The sequence below is a fragment of the Nocardioides sp. Z22_16 genome (genome assembly GCF_058134365.1).
This window is the reverse complement of the sequence record NZ_JBYTTI010000005.1, coordinates 439,491-454,325: the sequence shown is the minus strand read 5'-3', so window position 1 is coordinate 454,325 and position 14,835 is coordinate 439,491. Positions and strand designations below refer to the sequence as shown.

The following is a 14,835-nucleotide window of genomic DNA, read 5'->3' as shown; positions in this document are numbered from 1 at the left end:
GGTTCGATCCCCGCAGGGGACCGTCCCGCTCAGCAGCGGGAAGGACCACCCTCATGCTCCGTCACCACTCCCGACGTCGCCGTATCTCCGCGGCCGGCGCCACGCTCGCCCTGGTCTGCGCGGCCGCCACCGCCTGTGCGGAGGAGGAGGGCAGCGGCGCCGACACCAGTGCCGAGGCCAGCGTCTCCGACGCCCCGCGGCCGGTCGAGCTGGCCGCCACCTGGCTGCTGGGCAACCGGAACGCCGACGGGCTGCTGGAGCACACCACCTCGTGGGAGGGCAAGACCTCCACGTCGGTGGACGTGGGCTCCAGCATCGATCTCGTGCTCGGGCTCTCGGCCACCGGGCTGCACGACGAGGAGGCCGCGGAGACCACGGACGCGGTCGCCGAGACCCTGGAGACCTATGTCGGCGCCGGCCGCGAGCTCTACTCGGGACCCTCCGCCAAGGCGCTGCTCCTCGCGGTCGACCAGGATCGCGACCCGGCCGACTTCGGCGGGGTCGACCTCCAGGCCCGGGTCGAGGGCGCGGTGACCCCGAAGGGCGTCAACGCCGGCCGGCTCCGCGACCGCTCCGAGTACGGCGACTACGCCAACGCGATCGGCCAGTCCTACGCCGCCGCCGCCCTGACCCGGCTCGGCAGCGAGAAGGCCGACGAGGTCACGGAGTTCCTGCTCCTGCAGCAGTGCGAGCAGGGCTTCTTCCGCCTCGACTTCTCGGACGCCGGAGCCCGCGACCAGTCGTGCGCGGGCGACCAGGTGAGCCCCGACCAGGCCCCGGACACCACCGCCCTCGTCGTGCTCCAGCTGGCGTCCCTCTCCGAGGAGGGGGAGCCCGAGCCCGCGGTGTCGGAGGCGCTCGAGAGGGCGACGACGTGGCTGCTGGAGCAGCAGGGTGAGGACGGCTCCTTCGCCGACCCGCAGAACGGCGTCAACGCCAACTCCTCGGGCCTGGCCGGGTGGGCGCTGGCCGAGCTCGGCGAGGACGACGCTGCGCAGCGGGCGGCCGCCTGGCTGCGGGAGCTGCAGGTGGTCGACGCCGACGGCGAGCTGGCGGATGAGACCGGCGCGGTGGCCTTCGACGAGTCGAGCCTCGCCGAGGCCGGGACCCACGGCCTCGACGACCCGCTCGACCGCGCGCCCTGGGTGATCGCCGGGGTGCAGGCGTTTCCGGTGCTGGCCGCGGCGGAGGGCGACGGGGAGGACCGGTGACCGTGCGGTCTCTGGGGACCGCCGTGCTGGCGGCCGTCGGCGTCGCGCTCGCGGGCGCGGGGCTGGGGCTCTCAGCCGCCGGTCCGGCGGTCGCGGTGCCCGCTCCGTGTCCGCCCGAGGGCGTGACCGTCGTGGTCGACTTCGGCGCGCTGGTCGAAGCCGGGGACGGCGTCCGCACGGGGTGCGACCGCGCAGTCGCCGACGAGCGGGCCGCCACCAGCATCCAGGACGCCGGCTTCACCCTCGAGAACGCGACCCGTGACCCCGGGTTCATCTGCCGGGTCGACGGGCTCCCGGCTGCCGACCCCTGTGTCAACGCGGCGCCGGCGGACGCCTACTGGAGCGTCTGGTGGGCCGACGGTCAGGGGGGCGACTGGGTCTACTCGAGCCGCGGCGCCGGCACCCTGCGCACTCCGGCGGGTGGCCACCTCGCCCTGGTCTGGCACCAGGGCGACGGGGAGGCCCGGCCGCCGGCGACTGCGCCGGAGGCGACGGAGCCCTCGGTCGGTGGCGACGTGCTGCCCGCTGAGCCCGCCACCGACGAGTCGTTGCCGCTCTGGGTGCCGGCCGGTGTTCTCGTGGTCCTGGTCGGCGCGGGCCTGCTGCTCTCGCTGAGGCGCAGGAACGGGTGAGCCGGATGAGCGAGGTGGTGGGGCGGACGAGCAAGCGGGCGCGGATCTCCCGCGAGCTCCACCCGGTGGCGTGGTGGGTCTGGGCCGCCGGCCTGGCCGCCGCGGCCTCGGCCACCACCAACCCGTGGCTGCTGGCGCTGCTGGCCGCGGTCGCCTGGGTGGTCGTGCAGGCGTGCCGCGGGGACGGCACCTGGGCCCGTGCCTTCCGGCTCTACCTGTGGCTGGCCGGCATCACGGTCGTGGTGCGGGTCGTCTTCCGGGTGCTGCTCGGCGGCGTCGAGGGCGGCACCGTCCTGTTCCGCCTGCCGCAGGTGCAGCTGCCGGAGTGGACCACGGGGATCCGGCTGCTCGGCCCGGTGACCCGGGAGGCCGTCCTGGCGGGCCTCTACGACGGGATGCAGCTGGCCTGCATCCTGCTCGCGTTCGGTGCCGCCAACGCCCTGGCGAACCCCAAGCGGCTGCTCAAGTCCCTGCCCCCGGCCCTCTACGAGATCGGCACGGCACTCGTGGTGGCGGTCTCGGTGCTGCCTCAGCTGGCGGACAGCGCGCGCCGGGTCAAGCACGCCCAGGAGCTGCGCGGCGGCCGCACCTCCCGAGGCGGGGCGCGTCGGATCCGCGGTCTGCGCCGCCTCCTGGTCCCGGTCCTCGAGGACGCCTTCGAGCGCTCGATGGCGCTGGCCGCCGGGATGGATGCCCGCGGCTACGGCCGCACCGGGGAGGCGACCGCGGGCGAGCGCCGGGCCACCGGGGCGCTGATGCTCCTCGCGCTCCTCGGTTCCGGCGTGGGTGTCTACGGCTTCCTGGACACCACGGCACCGCGCTGGCTGGGCGTGCCGATGCTCGCGCTCGGCGCGGGCGGCGCCGCGCTGGCGCTCGCCAGCGCCGGCCGCCGGGTGGGCCGGACCCGCTACCGCCCCGACAGGTGGCAGCCGGAGGAGCTGCTGGTCGCGATCAGCGGGCTGACGGCCGGCGCGGGGCTCTGGTGGGCCGCGCGCGTCTCGCCGGGCGTCGCCCACCCCGGTGTGCTGGGGGCCCCGGCCCTCGACCTGGCCGCGCTCCTGGTCCCCCTGGCGGCCCTGCTGCCGGTGCTGGTCGCGCCGCCGGCGCCCACCGTCGCCAGCCGCCGGGCGGCGGTGGCACCGAACGGTGCCCGCACCCCGGCGCTCTCCGGCCGGGAGGTGACCCGATGATCGAGCTGCGCGACATCCGGTTCGCCTACCCGGGCCGCGAGGTGCTGGCCGGGATCGACCTCACCGTCGAGGAGGGGGAGCTGGTGCTGCTGGCCGGCTCGACCGGCGTGGGGAAGTCCACGCTGCTGGGCGTGCTCGCCGGGCTGGTGCCGGAGCACACGGGGGGGATCCTCCGCGGCGACGTGCTCCTCGACGGCACCAGCATCGTCGAGCAGCCGGCCCGGGAGCGTGCCGCGGACATCGGCTACGTCGGGCAGAACCCGGCGGCGTGGTTCGTCACGGACACGGTCGAGGAGGAGCTCGCCTACGGGATGGAGCAGCTCGGGCTCCCGGCGGCGACCATGCGCCGTCGGGTCGAGGAGACCCTCGACCTGCTCGGCATCGCCGAGCTGCGCCACCGGGACCTGCGGACCCTCTCGGGCGGGGAGCAGCAGCGGGTGGCCATCGGCTCGGTGCTCACCATGCACCCGCGTCTGCTGGTGCTGGACGAGCCGACCTCGGCGCTGGACCCCAACGCGGCCGAGGAGGTGCTGGCGGTCGTGACGCGACTGGTGCACGACCTCGGACTCTCGGTGGTCGTCGCCGAGCACCGGCTCGAGCGCGTGGTGCCGTTCGCCGACCGGGTGGTGCTGCTGCGCGCCGACGGCACCGTCCTGGTCGACGCCCCGGACGTCGTGATGGCCCACTCACCCGTCGCCCCGCCGCTGGTCGAGCTCGGCCGGGCGGCCGGGTGGTCGCCGCTGCCGCTCAACGTGCGCGACGCGCGTCGCCGGGCCGGGGGACTGCGGGCCAAGGTCGCCGCGCACCCGCCGGCCCAGGTGAGCATCGCGCCCGAGGCGGCACCGGTGCTGACCGCGCACGGCGTCGTGGTCGCCCAGGGCGGCAGCGTCGTGCTGCGCGGCGTCGACCTCCGGCTGGCCCGCGGGCGCGTGACCGCGCTGATGGGACGCAACGGCGCCGGCAAGTCCACCCTGCTCTGGGCGCTCCAGGGACGGCTGCGGCGGAGCTCGGGGGAGGTCCGGGTGGCCGGCCGGGACCCCCACACGCTGTCCGGCGCCGAGCGGCGCCAGCACACCGGGATGGTCCCGCAGACCGCGTCCGACCTGCTCTACCTCGAGTCGGTGGGCGAGGAGTGCGCCGACGCCGACGCCGACGCGGGGGAGCCCGGCCGCTGCCGCGACATCCTGGACCGCCTCGCGCCGGGGATCGACGACGCCACCCATCCCCGTGACCTCTCCGAGGGCCAGCGGCTCGCCCTGGCGGTCGCCGTGGTGCTCGCGGCCCGGCCCCCGGTGCTCCTCCTCGACGAGCCGACCCGCGGGCTCGACTACCCGGGGAAGCGGGCCCTGGCCTCGCTGCTGCGTGAGCTCTGCGACGAGGGTCACGCCGTCCTGGTGGCCACCCACGACGTGGAGTTCGTGGCGGGCGTCGCCGACTCCGTCGTGGTCCTCGCCGAGGGTGAGGTGGTCTCCGAGGGTCCGACCCTGCAGGTGGTGGTCGAGTCTCCGTCGTTCGCGCCGCAGGTGCACAAGATCCTGGGCTCCCCGTGGCTGCGCGTCGACCAGGTGACCGCGGCCCTCGCTGCCGCCGGGGCGTCATGACGACCCGGCAGGCCGGCCGGACGCCGGGCGGAGCCCTCCCGGCCGCCACGACGACCGCGGTGCGCGTCGGGCCCCGCAGCGCGATGGTGCTCGCGCTGGTCTCGGCACTCGGGCTGATGATGCTGGGCTGGCCCTTCCTGCTCGAGGTGCCGGACGGCACGAGGGTCGACCCGCCCTTCCTCTTCCTGGCGCTGCTGCCGCTGCTGCTGGTGATGGTGCTGGCCGAGATGACCGAGGGCGGCATGGACGCCCGGGTGCTCGCGGTGCTCGGCCTGCTGTCGGCGATCAACGGGGTGATCCGCGGCCTGGGGGCCGGGGTGGCCGGGCTGGAGCTGATCTTCTTCCTGCTGATCCTGGGCGGCCGGGTCTTCGGCCCTGCCTTCGGGTTCATCCTCGGCGGGACCTCGCTCTTCGTCTCCGCCCTCTTCACCGCGGGGGTGGGCCCCTGGCTGCCCTTCCAGATGCTCGTCGCGGGCTGGGTGGGGATGGGCGCCGGGCTGCTGCCGCGCCGGGTGGGCGGACGGAGCGAGATCGCCCTCCTGGTGGTCTACGGCATCCTGGCCGCCTACCTGTACGGCGCCCTGATGAACCTGTGGGGCTGGCCCTTCATGCTCGGCATCGAGGTCCCCGGCCACGAGGCGACCGAGCTCTCCTACGCGACCGGGGCTCCGTTGACGGAGAACCTGCAGCGGTTCGGCCTCTACACCCTGGTGACCTCGACCGGCGGCTGGGACACCGGGAGGGCGCTCACCAACGCGGTGGCGCTGGTGGTGCTCGGCCCGTCCGTCCTGGCGACCCTGCGGCGGGTCGCCCGGCGCGCGGTGGTGGTCCGGGTCAGCGCGACAGCGTGACCCGGAGGATCCGGTCGTCCTGGGCGGCCGGGGTGCCGCGGCCGTCCCGGTTCGAGGTGGTCATCCAGAGGCTGCCGTCGGGGGCGGTGACCACGGTGCGCACCCGCCCGTAGTCGCCGACGAAGTGGGCGCGCGGCTTCCCCGTCCCGCCCTCGGTCACCGGGATCTGCCACAGCCTGGCGCCGCGCAGGGCGCCGAGCCACAGGGAGCCCTCGGCGAACGCCAGCCCGGAGGGGGAGGCCTCGTCGGTGGACCACACGGCCAGCGGGTCGGTGAGCCCCTCGGCGTCGGCGCCGGGGTTGTCGGCGCTGCGTCCCTCGATCCTCGGCCAGCCGTAGTTGTCGTCCGGCTCGATCCGGTTGAGCTCGTCCCAGGTGCTCGCGCCGAACTCGCTGGCCCACATCGTCTCGCGGTCGTCCCAGGCGATCCCCTGGACGTTGCGGTGGCCCAGGGTCCAGACCGGCGACGTCGGGTCCGGGTTGCCTGGTGCCGGGTCTCCCGCGGGGGTGATCCGCAGGATCTTGCCGGCCAGCGACTCCGGGTCCTGGGCCAGCTCGGCCTCGCCGATCTCGCCGGTCGAGGCGTAGAGGTGGCCGTCCGGGCCGAAGGCGAGCCGCCCTCCGTCGTGGATCGCACCGGTGGGGATGCCGGTCAGCACCGGCTCGGTCGTGCCGAGCCTCCCGTCGCGGAAGGTGCTCCGCACGATCCGGTTGTCGTCGGCGGTGCTCACGTAGAGGAAGACGGTGTCGTCGTCCTCGAACTCCGGGGAGGCGGCGATCCCGAGGAGGCCCCCCTCCGAACCGGCGGTCGCCTCGGTGATCGTGCCCGCCTCGCGGCTCCGCCACCCGTTCGGCTCCTCGCTCAGGTGGAGCACCCGGGCGGTGTCGCGCTCGGTCACCAGGGCCGACCCGTCGGGGAGGAAGGTGATGCCCCACGGCACCTCGAGACCTTCCGCGACGGTGCCGGTGACCTCCGGCGTCGCCCGTCCGGCGCTGCTGGTGGTCGGCTCCGACGGCTCCGACGGCTCCGGGGAGGGTGATCCCGTGGTCGCGGCGGGCGGCGACGGCGAGGGGGCGGCGTCGGGGGTGCCGGCGTCGTCGCTGCCGCACCCGGCCAGCGCGAGCACCGCGACGAGGCAGGCGGCCACGGCTGCGCGCGGGGCGGTGGCAGGGGCGGTGACGTGCATGCGTCCTCCTCAGCGGGCGGAACGCCAGGGTACTGAGCGGGGCGAGCTCGGCGGATCACCCGCGGGTCGACGAGTGCCCGTCACGGGTGCTGCACCGGCTCGACGTCCACCCTCGGCGCGACCTGGGCGGACCTGGTCGCCCCCGCGCTGGCGGCCACCACGCAGAGGATGGCGAGCCACTGCAGGAGGGTCAGGCGCTCGCCGAGGACGAGGAGCGCGGCCAGCGCGGCGGCGGCGGGCTCGACGCTCATCAGGATGCCGAACAGCGAGGGGCGCATCGTGCGCAGGGCGATCAGCTCCAGGCTGTAGGGGATCACCGAGCTCAGCAGACCGATGAGGGCGCCCAGCGCGACCACCCGCGGGTCGAGGAGTCCGGAGAGGTCGACGGCCAGGGCGAACGGGCTCAGCAGCAGGGCCGCCCCCGCGCTCGCCACCGAGAGCCCGTCGAGCCCCTGCCAGCGCCGGCCGGTCTGGGCGCTGAGCAGGATGTAGGTGGCCCAGCAGGCGCCGGCCAGCAGCGCGAAGGCGACACCGAGAGGGTCCAGGTCGGAGCGCTCCCACCCCAGGGCCGCCACGCCCAGGGCGGCCAGCGCCACCCAGGCGAGGTCGCGGACGCGGCGGGATCCCAGCAGCGCGACGCTGAGCGGCCCGATCAGCTCGATGGTCACCGCCACGCCCAGCGGCAGCCGGGCGAAGGACTGGTAGAACGCCCAGTTCATCAGCGCCAGCGTGAGCGCGAAGCCGGCCACCACCTGCCAGTCCTGCCGGGTGCGACCGCGGAGCCGGGGCCGCGCGATCAGCAGGAGCATCACGGCGCTGCTGGCCAGGCGCAGCCACACCAGGGCGGTGGGGTCCACCCGGTCGAAGAGCTCCTTGGCCACCGCCGCGCCGAGCTGCACCGAGGCGATCCCGCCCAGCACCAGCCAGACTGCGCGCCTCAACGCCGGCCCTGCTCGCCCGAGGGCAGCTCGAGCACGTCCCCCCGGCATGCCGCCTCGTCCGGCGACGGGGCAGGAGCGGCGAGCCCGTGCTCGCGCCGCAGGCGGTCGAGGGTGCGACGGGCGATCGCCAGCTCGCTCTCGAAGTGCGAGAGTCCCCACTCGGCGACGAGTGCCGGGTTGTGGAAGACCGCTCCCACCTCGTCGCTGCCCACCAGCGAGCGCCGTACCTCCTGGAGATCGGCCCGGGCCTCCTGCACCTGGACGACGTACTCCTCCAGCATCGCCACCAGGGTCGCCGGCTCGGTGAGGTGCCCGATCATCAGGCGCAGCGCCTGGGGGTGCTTGAAGATGGGCATCCCCACCGGCGCCTCGCGCATCCACCGCTCCATCGCACGACGGCCCTCGTCGGTGACGGCGTAGGTGGAGCCCCGCCCCTCGCCGGACTTGCGGACCAGTCCGGCCTCGGTGAGCCGGGCCAGCTCGGAATAGACCTGGCTCATCGCCGGGGAGGTCCAGTAGAACCTCATGGTGCTGTCGGCGCGCTGCTTGAGCTCGTAGCCGGTGAGCTCGTCCCCGAACGTCAGCAGCCCGAGCAGTGCATAGGAAGTCACTGGAAAAAGGTCTTGCGCTGGAGGCATGAGGTGAGCGTACTCTTCCTAATTGGAATAACTCGAGGGTGAGGGGCGGAACGTGAGCGAGAAGGCGATCGAGGCGATCGACCTGGTCAAGCACTTCGACGAGACCGTAGCCGTGGACGGCGTGAGCTTCTCCGTCCCGACCGGAAGCGTCCTGGGGCTTCTGGGTCCCAACGGGGCGGGGAAGACGACCACGGTCCGGATGATGACGACCCTGACGAGGCCGACCAGTGGCACCGCCCGGGTGGCCGGCCACGACGTGGTGAGCGACCCGGCCGCGGTCCGTCGCTCGATGGGGCTGACCGGGCAGTCGGCGACCGTCGACGAGCTGCTGACCGGGCGGGAGAACCTGCGCCTGGTGGGCCAGCTCTACGGTCTGGACCGCAGGACCGTCAAACGCATCTCCGACGACCTCCTGGAGCGGTTCTCCCTGTCGGAGGCGGGCAACAGGGTGGTGAAGACCTACTCGGGCGGCATGCGGCGCCGGCTCGACCTGGCGGTGAGCCTCGTCGCCACGCCTCCGGTGCTCTTCCTCGACGAGCCGACCACCGGGCTGGACCCGCGGAGCCGGGTCGAGCTGTGGGACGTGCTCCGGGAGCTGGTGAGCGACGGCACGACGCTGCTGCTCACCACGCAGTACCTGGAGGAGGCCGACCAGCTGGCCGACAACATCGTGGTCATCGACCGTGGCGGGATCATCGCCGAGGGCACGCCGCTGCAGCTCAAGGACGCCTCGGGCAAGGCGGCCCTGGTGGTCACCGTCTCGGGCTCGGCAGACCTCGCCCGGGCGGCGGCGCTGATGCGTCGCGTGGTCAACGAGGTGCACCTGGACGAGCCCGCCCGTCGGCTCACCGCCCCCGCCCAGGGGCTGGGTGACATCACCGCGGTGGCGGAGATCTTCGCCAGCAGTGGGATCGAGCTCGACGACCTGGGGCTGCAGCGTCCCAGTCTGGACGACGTCTTCCTCCACCTGACCGGTAGACGGGCCGAGGAGCAGGACGACGAGGGCGCCGACAGCGCCTCCCACCTGGAAGGGGCACCCGCATGACCACCGAGACGGTCCGGCCCGTGCGCGGCGCGCTGGAGCGCCCGCGCATCCGGCAGACCAACCTGCTCCAGCAGTCGCTGGCGATCACCCGCCGCAACCTGATCCACATCAAGCGCATGCCCGAGATGCTGATGGACGTCACCGTGCAGCCGGTGATGTTCGTCCTGCTCTTCGCCTACGTCTTCGGCGGGGCGATCGCGGTGCAGGGGGCGGCGTCCGGCTACCGCGAGTGGCTGCTCGGCGGGATCATGGCGCAGACCATCGCGTTCGCCTCGTTCATCGTCGCGGTCGGCCTGACTGCGGACATCGACAAGGGCATCGTCGACCGGATGCGGTCCCTGCCGATCCACCCCTCGGCGGTACTGGTCGGGCGCAGCTTCTCCAGCCTCATCCACTCCGGCATCGGCATCGCGGTGATGTCGCTGACCGGCCTCATCGTGGGCTGGCGGATCCGCGGCTCGTTCCTGGACGCGGTCCTGGCCTACGCCCTGCTGCTGCTGTGGGGCTTCGCGATGATCTGGCTCGGCATCCTGGTCGGCTCCGCGATGCGCTCCGTGGAGGCGGTCAACGGGGTCATGTTCACCACGATGTTCCCGATCACCTTCCTCTCCAACGCCTTCGCGCCGACCGAGCCCATGGGCGACGTCCTGCGGACCATCGCGGAGTGGAACCCCATCTCGTCGCTGGTGCAGGCGGTGCGCGAGCTGTGGGGCAACGCCGGACCGGCACCCGCCGAGGCGGCGCTGCCACTGCAGCACCCGGTGCTGGCGACGCTGCTGTGGACGCTGGCGATGACAGCCGTCCTCGCGCCGCTCTCGCTGCGTGCCTTCCGGCGCCGCACCCAGGACTGACGGCACGCACGCACGAGGATGGGAGAGGACATGGCGGGGACGAGGACGCTGCTCCTGGTGGGCACGCGCAAGGGGCTGTGGATCGGCAGCTCCGACGAGGAGCGGCGCGACTGGGCATGGACGGGGCCGCACTTCCAGATGGAGGAGGTCTACTCGGTGATGCTCGACGCCCGGGGCGAGGTGCCACGGGTGCTGGCGGGCTGCTCGTCGAGCTGGTTCGGACCCCAGGTGCGGTGGAGCGAGGACCTGGGTGAGACCTGGCAGGAGACCCCCAACGGCGCCATCCGCTTCCCGGAGGAGACCGGGGCCGCCCTCGCGCGGGTCTGGCAGCTGGTGCCCGGGGTCGAGGACGGCGTGGTGTGGGCCGGCACCGAGCCGGGGGCGATCTTCCGCTCCGAGGACAGAGGCGAGCACTTCGAGCTGGTGCGCGGACTCTGGGACCACCCGCACCGGCCCGAGTGGGACGAGGGCTTCGGGGGACAGGCGTTCCACACCATCCTCCCGCACCCCGCGGACCCTGCCTCGGTGCTGGCCGCCCTCTCCACCGGCGGCGCCTACCGGACGTCGGACGGCGGCGCGACCTGGCAGCCGGTGAACAAGGGGATCAAGGCCGAGTTCATGCCGGGGGAGCGGTACTACCCCGAGTTCGGTCAGTGCGTGCACAAGGTGGCCCGCGACCCGGTCGACCCCGACCGCCTCTTCCTGCAGAACCACGGTGGCGTCTACCGGTCGGACGACGGAGGCGACAGCTGGCAGGACATCGCCGCGGGACTCCCCTCGGAGTTCGGCTTCGCCATGGTCACCCACCCCAGGAAGCCGTCGACGGCCTTCACCTTCCCGATCGCGGACGCCAGTGCCCGCTGGCCGGTGGACGGCAAGGCGCGGGTCTGCCGGACCGACGACGGCGGCGGCACCTGGCAGGAGCTGGGGGAGGGCAACCTCCCGGACGCGTACTACGCCGCGGTCATGCGGGACGCGATGTGCGCCGACACCCTCGACCCCGTCGGCCTCTACTTCGGTGGCCGCAACGGCGCCGTCTGGGCCTCGGCCGACGAGGGCCAGACGTGGGCGGAGGTCCACAAGGACCTGCCCGACGTGCTGGTGGTGCGGGCCGCGGTGCTGCCTCCGGGCTGATGGACCCTCGGGCGCCGCGGCGCCGTGGGGGAGAGGCTCAGGCCCGTGCGCGTCGGGCGATCGCCAGGTAGGCGAGCGGGCCGACCGGCTGCACGAGGAGTGCGGGGAACCAGAGGGCCTTCGGGCCGCGGAGATCGGCGCCCGACCGTCCCTTCAGGTCCCGCAGCGCCCAGAGGGTCAGGGCCACCTCGGCCGTGCCCACGAGGGCGACCATGGTCTGCTGCGACGGGCTGAGGCCGGACCAGGACTTCTTCGTCATGCGGCCACCCTAGTCGCGGGCCGTGACCGGTACGGGACGCGGGCGCGGGCGGCGGAGCGCGCGCCTGAGACTGCCGCCGGGCCGAGTGGCGTCGAGTCGTAGCCTTGCGTCATGACCGCGCCCGACCAGAGCCAGCAGCCCGACATCAAGCCCCGCTCGCGCGACGTCACCGACGGCTTGGAGCGCGCCGCAGCCCGGGGCATGCTCCGGGCGGTCGGGATGGGCGACGACGACTTCGCCAAGCCGCAGATCGGGGTGGCGAGCAGCTGGAACGAGATCACCCCCTGCAACCTCTCCCTCGACCGGCTGGCCAAGGCGGTCAAGAACGGGGTGCACGCAGCGGGCGGCTTCCCGTTGGAGTTCGGCACCATCTCCGTCTCCGACGGCATCTCGATGGGTCACGAGGGCATGCACTTCTCCCTGGTCAGCCGCGAGGTCATCGCCGACTCGGTGGAGACGGTGATGATGGCCGAGCGGCTCGACGGGTCGGTGCTGCTCGCCGGCTGCGACAAGTCGCTGCCGGGCATGCTGATGGCTGCGGCGCGGCTCGACCTCGCGAGCGTCTTCCTCTACGCGGGCTCCACGATGCCCGGCCAGGTCGACGGCAACGACGTGACCATCATCGACGCCTTCGAGGCCGTCGGCGCCTGCCTGGCCGGCAAGATCACCCGCGACGAGGTCGACCGGATCGAGCGGGCCATCTGTCCCGGCGAGGGCGCCTGCGGTGGCATGTACACCGCCAACACCATGGCGAGCGTCGCCGAGGCGCTGGGCATGAGCCTCCCCGGCAGCGCCGCGCCGCCGGCCGTCGACCGACGGCGTGACGGCTTCGCCCACCGGTCCGGCCAGGCCGTGGTGGAGATGCTGCGCCACGGCATCACCGCGCGCCAGATCATGACCAAGCCCGCCTTCGAGAACGCGATCGCGGTCGTGATGGCGCTGGGCGGCTCGACCAACGCGGTGCTCCACCTGCTCGCGATCGCCCGCGAGGCCGACGTCGACCTGACCCTCGACGACTTCAACCGGATCGGCTCCAAGGTCCCGCACATCGGCGACCTCAAGCCGTTCGGCCGCTTCGTGATGACCGACGTCGACAAGATCGGCGGCATCCCGGTCGTGATGAAGGCGCTGCTCGACGCCGGCCTGATGCACGGCGACACCCTGACCGTCACCGGTCGCACGATGGCCGAGAACCTGGAGGCGCTGGCGCCCCAGGCGCTGGACGGCGAGGTGCTGCGGGCGTTCGAGAGGCCGATGCACGCCACCGGCGGCATCACGGTCCTCAAGGGCTCGCTCGCCCCCGAGGGCGCGGTGGTCAAGAGTGCGGGCTTCGACGACACCACCTTCACCGGCACCGCTCGGGTCTTCGACGGCGAGCGGGCCGCGCTCGACGCGCTGGCCGAGGGCCGGATCCGGCCGCGCGACGTCGTGGTGATCCGCTACGAGGGACCCAAGGGCGGCCCCGGCATGCGGGAGATGCTGGCCATCACCGGAGCGATCAAGGGCGCCGGGCTGGGCAAGGACGTCCTGCTCATCACCGACGGCCGCTTCTCCGGCGGCACGACCGGTCTCTGCGTCGGTCACATCGCCCCCGAGGCGGCGGACGGCGGCCCGATCGCCTTCGTCCGCGACGGCGACCCGATCACCCTCGACGTGGCCAACGCGCTGCTCGAGGTGGAGATCGACGACCTCGAGGCCCGCAAGGTCGGCTGGGAGCCCAACCCCCCGAAGTACACCCGCGGCGTGCTCGGCAAGTACGCCAAGGTCGTGCAGTCGGCCGCGCACGGCGCGGTCACCAGCTGAGGAGGCGACCGGCGTGGGCAAGGTCTACCCCGGGATCGACGGGCGCCTGCGGGCGTTCGTCGAGGCCCAGCCGGTCTTCTTCGTGGCCACCGCTCCCTCGGGGGACGCCGGGCACGTCAACGTCTCGCCGAAGGGCCTGGCCGGCACGTTCGCGGTCGTCGACGAGCACACCGTCGCCTACCTGGACCTGACCGCGAGCGGCGCGGAGACCATCGCCCACGTCCGCCAGAACGGACGGATCACCCTGATGTTCTGCTCGTTCGAGCGGGCACCCAACGTGGTCCGGCTGCACGGCCGGGGCCGGGTCGTCAGCTCCTACGACGCCGACTTCGCGGCGTGGGCGGCGCGTTTCGACCCGAACCCGCACGCGCGGGCGGTGATCGTGGTGGACGTCGAGCGGGTCAGCGACTCCTGCGGCTACGCACTGCCGCTGATGAGCCTGGACGAGGAGCGGGACCTCCTCACCCCGAACATGGACCGCCGCGGGGCGGAGGGGGTCGTCGCCTACCGGCGAGGCAAGAACACCGTCAGCATCGACGGTCTCCCTGCCTTCGACGACGACCCCGCGCCGTAGGGAGCTGTGCCCGGGATCAGCGGAGCTTGGCGGCCTTCGAGGTGGCACCGGGGATCGGCAGCCCGGCACCGAACGAGAAGACACCGCCGCCGGCGAACGCCACCCTGACCTTCGAGCCACGCTTGGCCTTCAGCTTGAAGGTTGCGGTGCCGTCCGCGCCGGTGGTCGCCGACTTGACGTTCTTCCACTTCTTGCCGGCCTGGCGCTGGAGGGTCACCTTGCCGCCGCTCACCGGGCTCCACTCGCCACCGGCGCTGGCCGAGACCGCGGTGGTGACGGCGGACTTGCCCTTCTTGGCCTTCTTCACCTTGATCGTGGCCCGGGTGGTGACCTCCTGGACGAGGTCGAAGCCGAAGCCGGTCACGGGGAGGTACCCGCTGATGCTGCCGTCGGTGTCGACGGCGCGCACCTCGGCGGTGACGGTGTAGCGCCCGGTCGGGATCCCGATGTCGCAGAACTGGAAGGTGGCGGTGCCCGTGAGCGGGTCGCCGAGGACGCTGTCGACCAGCTTGTAGGCGCCTCGGCCGCCCTGGGGGTCGGTGGCCGTGATGCCCAGTGACCACGACTTGTTGGTCGCGGGCACCGTGACCGTGTAGGGGATCTGGTAGTCCACGCACTGGCCCTTGGGCATCACCGCGATCTGGTCGCCGGTGATGGTCGCGACCGGGTCGACGGCCGCGGAGGCCGGGGCGGCGGGGCTGACCAGGGTGCCGAGCAGGGCGGTGGCGGCGGTCAGCGCCGCGAGCCGGGCGATCTTCTTCACGTGGAGGTCTCCAAGTTCTGTGTGACCCCGGGCGGTGACACCGCACCGTGGGCGTGGCGCGGGGTCTGGACAGCGCCCCCGCACCCGACAAGGTGCCAGAGCGCGGCACGTCGTCGCTGTCTGTCCCACCTCCTGGTCGGAGACCCCGCTACGTTC

Annotated in this window: 15 protein-coding genes; 10 read left to right on the top strand and 5 right to left on the bottom strand. The window is 73.4% G+C overall.

Going from position 1 to position 14,835, the window contains the following annotated elements; genetic code table 11:
• The first annotated feature begins 53 nt into the window (after nucleotides 1-53).
• The 5 genes from AC3X7R_RS17355 to AC3X7R_RS17335 are packed head-to-tail and all read left to right on the top strand — an operon-like array spanning nucleotide 54 to nucleotide 5,485.
• Nucleotides 54-1,211 carry a prenyltransferase/squalene oxidase repeat-containing protein gene (locus AC3X7R_RS17355; RefSeq protein ID WP_489966931.1) on the top strand — a complete coding sequence of 386 codons (1,158 nt, stop codon included), beginning with the start codon at nucleotides 54-56 and terminating at the stop codon, nucleotides 1,209-1,211.
• Nucleotides 1,208-1,843 (top strand): hypothetical protein, encoded by a 636-nt coding sequence (locus AC3X7R_RS17350; RefSeq protein WP_489966930.1) that lies wholly within the window; start codon nucleotides 1,208-1,210, stop codon nucleotides 1,841-1,843. The genes AC3X7R_RS17355 and AC3X7R_RS17350 overlap by 4 nt, the downstream gene beginning before the upstream one ends.
• A 5-nt stretch (nucleotides 1,844-1,848) precedes the next feature.
• Nucleotides 1,849-3,033 (top strand): energy-coupling factor transporter transmembrane component T, encoded by a 1,185-nt coding sequence (locus AC3X7R_RS17345; protein WP_489966929.1) that lies wholly within the window; start codon nucleotides 1,849-1,851, stop codon nucleotides 3,031-3,033.
• Nucleotides 3,030-4,634 carry an ABC transporter ATP-binding protein gene (locus tag AC3X7R_RS17340; protein ID WP_489966928.1) on the top strand — a complete coding sequence of 535 codons (1,605 nt, stop codon included), beginning with the start codon at nucleotides 3,030-3,032 and terminating at the stop codon, nucleotides 4,632-4,634. Before AC3X7R_RS17345 ends, AC3X7R_RS17340 begins: the two co-directional genes overlap by 4 nt.
• The gene (locus tag AC3X7R_RS17335; protein ID WP_489966927.1) at nucleotides 4,631-5,485 is read left to right on the top strand and encodes an ECF transporter S component; all 855 of its coding nucleotides are present in this window, start codon (nucleotides 4,631-4,633) and stop codon (nucleotides 5,483-5,485) included. Before AC3X7R_RS17340 ends, AC3X7R_RS17335 begins: the two co-directional genes overlap by 4 nt.
• Here AC3X7R_RS17335 and AC3X7R_RS17330 read toward each other — a convergent pair.
• The 3 genes from AC3X7R_RS17330 to AC3X7R_RS17320 all read right to left on the bottom strand — a co-directional run bounded on the left by AC3X7R_RS17330 (nucleotide 5,469) and on the right by AC3X7R_RS17320 (nucleotide 8,223).
• Nucleotides 5,469-6,671 (bottom strand): PQQ-dependent sugar dehydrogenase, encoded by a 1,203-nt coding sequence (locus tag AC3X7R_RS17330; protein ID WP_489966926.1) that lies wholly within the window; start codon nucleotides 6,669-6,671, stop codon nucleotides 5,469-5,471. The genes AC3X7R_RS17335 and AC3X7R_RS17330 overlap by 17 nt on opposite strands.
• Before the next feature lie 80 nt (nucleotides 6,672-6,751).
• Complete coding sequence (locus AC3X7R_RS17325; RefSeq protein WP_489966925.1) at nucleotides 6,752-7,612, bottom strand: EamA family transporter; 861 nt, start codon at nucleotides 7,610-7,612, stop codon at nucleotides 6,752-6,754.
• The gene (locus tag AC3X7R_RS17320; RefSeq protein WP_489966924.1) at nucleotides 7,609-8,223 is read right to left on the bottom strand and encodes a PadR family transcriptional regulator; all 615 of its coding nucleotides are present in this window, start codon (nucleotides 8,221-8,223) and stop codon (nucleotides 7,609-7,611) included. Before AC3X7R_RS17320 ends, AC3X7R_RS17325 begins: the two co-directional genes overlap by 4 nt.
• Nucleotides 8,224-8,302: 79 nt before the next feature.
• On the opposite strand from AC3X7R_RS17320, the gene AC3X7R_RS17315 reads away from it, so the two are divergent.
• From AC3X7R_RS17315 to AC3X7R_RS17305, 3 genes are read left to right on the top strand one after another with little or no spacing between them, the layout of a single operon-like run.
• Nucleotides 8,303-9,295, top strand: a complete 993-nt coding sequence (locus AC3X7R_RS17315; RefSeq protein WP_489966923.1) for an ATP-binding cassette domain-containing protein — start codon at nucleotides 8,303-8,305, stop codon at nucleotides 9,293-9,295.
• Entirely contained in the window at nucleotides 9,292-10,146 is an 855-nt protein-coding gene (locus AC3X7R_RS17310; RefSeq protein WP_489966922.1) for an ABC transporter permease, read from the top strand. Before AC3X7R_RS17315 ends, AC3X7R_RS17310 begins: the two co-directional genes overlap by 4 nt.
• A gap of 30 nt (nucleotides 10,147-10,176) precedes the next feature.
• Nucleotides 10,177-11,280, top strand: a complete 1,104-nt coding sequence (locus AC3X7R_RS17305) for a WD40/YVTN/BNR-like repeat-containing protein (RefSeq protein ID WP_489966921.1) — start codon at nucleotides 10,177-10,179, stop codon at nucleotides 11,278-11,280.
• Between the two features lie 37 nt (nucleotides 11,281-11,317).
• Here AC3X7R_RS17305 and AC3X7R_RS17300 read toward each other — a convergent pair whose 3' ends face one another.
• Nucleotides 11,318-11,539 carry a PLDc N-terminal domain-containing protein gene (locus AC3X7R_RS17300; RefSeq protein ID WP_489966920.1) on the bottom strand — a complete coding sequence of 74 codons (222 nt, stop codon included), beginning with the start codon at nucleotides 11,537-11,539 and terminating at the stop codon, nucleotides 11,318-11,320.
• A gap of 111 nt (nucleotides 11,540-11,650) precedes the next feature.
• Here AC3X7R_RS17300 and ilvD point away from each other — a divergent pair, with 111 nt between their 5' ends.
• Together ilvD and AC3X7R_RS17290 are read left to right on the top strand one after the other, a co-directional pair.
• Entirely contained in the window at nucleotides 11,651-13,342 is a 1,692-nt protein-coding gene (gene ilvD / locus AC3X7R_RS17295) for a dihydroxy-acid dehydratase (protein WP_489966919.1), read from the top strand.
• A 13-nt stretch (nucleotides 13,343-13,355) separates the two neighbouring features.
• The gene (locus tag AC3X7R_RS17290) at nucleotides 13,356-13,916 is read left to right on the top strand and encodes a pyridoxamine 5'-phosphate oxidase family protein (RefSeq protein WP_489966918.1); all 561 of its coding nucleotides are present in this window, start codon (nucleotides 13,356-13,358) and stop codon (nucleotides 13,914-13,916) included.
• 16 nt (nucleotides 13,917-13,932) lie between these two features.
• On the opposite strand, the gene AC3X7R_RS17285 is transcribed toward AC3X7R_RS17290, so the two are convergent.
• On the bottom strand, nucleotides 13,933-14,679 hold the full coding sequence (locus tag AC3X7R_RS17285; RefSeq protein ID WP_489966917.1) for a hypothetical protein: 747 nt from the start codon (nucleotides 14,677-14,679) through the stop codon (nucleotides 13,933-13,935).
• Nucleotides 14,680-14,835 lie beyond the last annotated feature (156 nt).

What these genes read in the sequence shown, in the direction of transcription:
- AC3X7R_RS17355 (WP_489966931.1), top strand. Translation starts at nt 54, where the DNA reads ATGCTCCGTCACCACTCCCGACGTCGCCGTATCTCCGCGGCCGGCGCC.
- AC3X7R_RS17345 (WP_489966929.1), top strand. Translation starts at nt 1,849, where the DNA reads ATGAGCGAGGTGGTGGGGCGGACGAGCAAGCGGGCGCGGATCTCCCGC.
- AC3X7R_RS17340 (WP_489966928.1), top strand. Translation starts at nt 3,030, where the DNA reads ATGATCGAGCTGCGCGACATCCGGTTCGCCTACCCGGGCCGCGAGGTG.
- AC3X7R_RS17335 (WP_489966927.1), top strand. Translation starts at nt 4,631, where the DNA reads ATGACGACCCGGCAGGCCGGCCGGACGCCGGGCGGAGCCCTCCCGGCC.
- AC3X7R_RS17330 (WP_489966926.1), bottom strand. Translation starts at nt 6,671, where the DNA reads ATGCACGTCACCGCCCCTGCCACCGCCCCGCGCGCAGCCGTGGCCGCC.
- AC3X7R_RS17310 (WP_489966922.1), top strand. Translation starts at nt 9,292, where the DNA reads ATGACCACCGAGACGGTCCGGCCCGTGCGCGGCGCGCTGGAGCGCCCG.
- AC3X7R_RS17305 (WP_489966921.1), top strand. Translation starts at nt 10,177, where the DNA reads ATGGCGGGGACGAGGACGCTGCTCCTGGTGGGCACGCGCAAGGGGCTG.
- AC3X7R_RS17300 (WP_489966920.1), bottom strand. Translation starts at nt 11,539, where the DNA reads ATGACGAAGAAGTCCTGGTCCGGCCTCAGCCCGTCGCAGCAGACCATG.
- ilvD (WP_489966919.1), top strand. Translation starts at nt 11,651, where the DNA reads ATGACCGCGCCCGACCAGAGCCAGCAGCCCGACATCAAGCCCCGCTCG.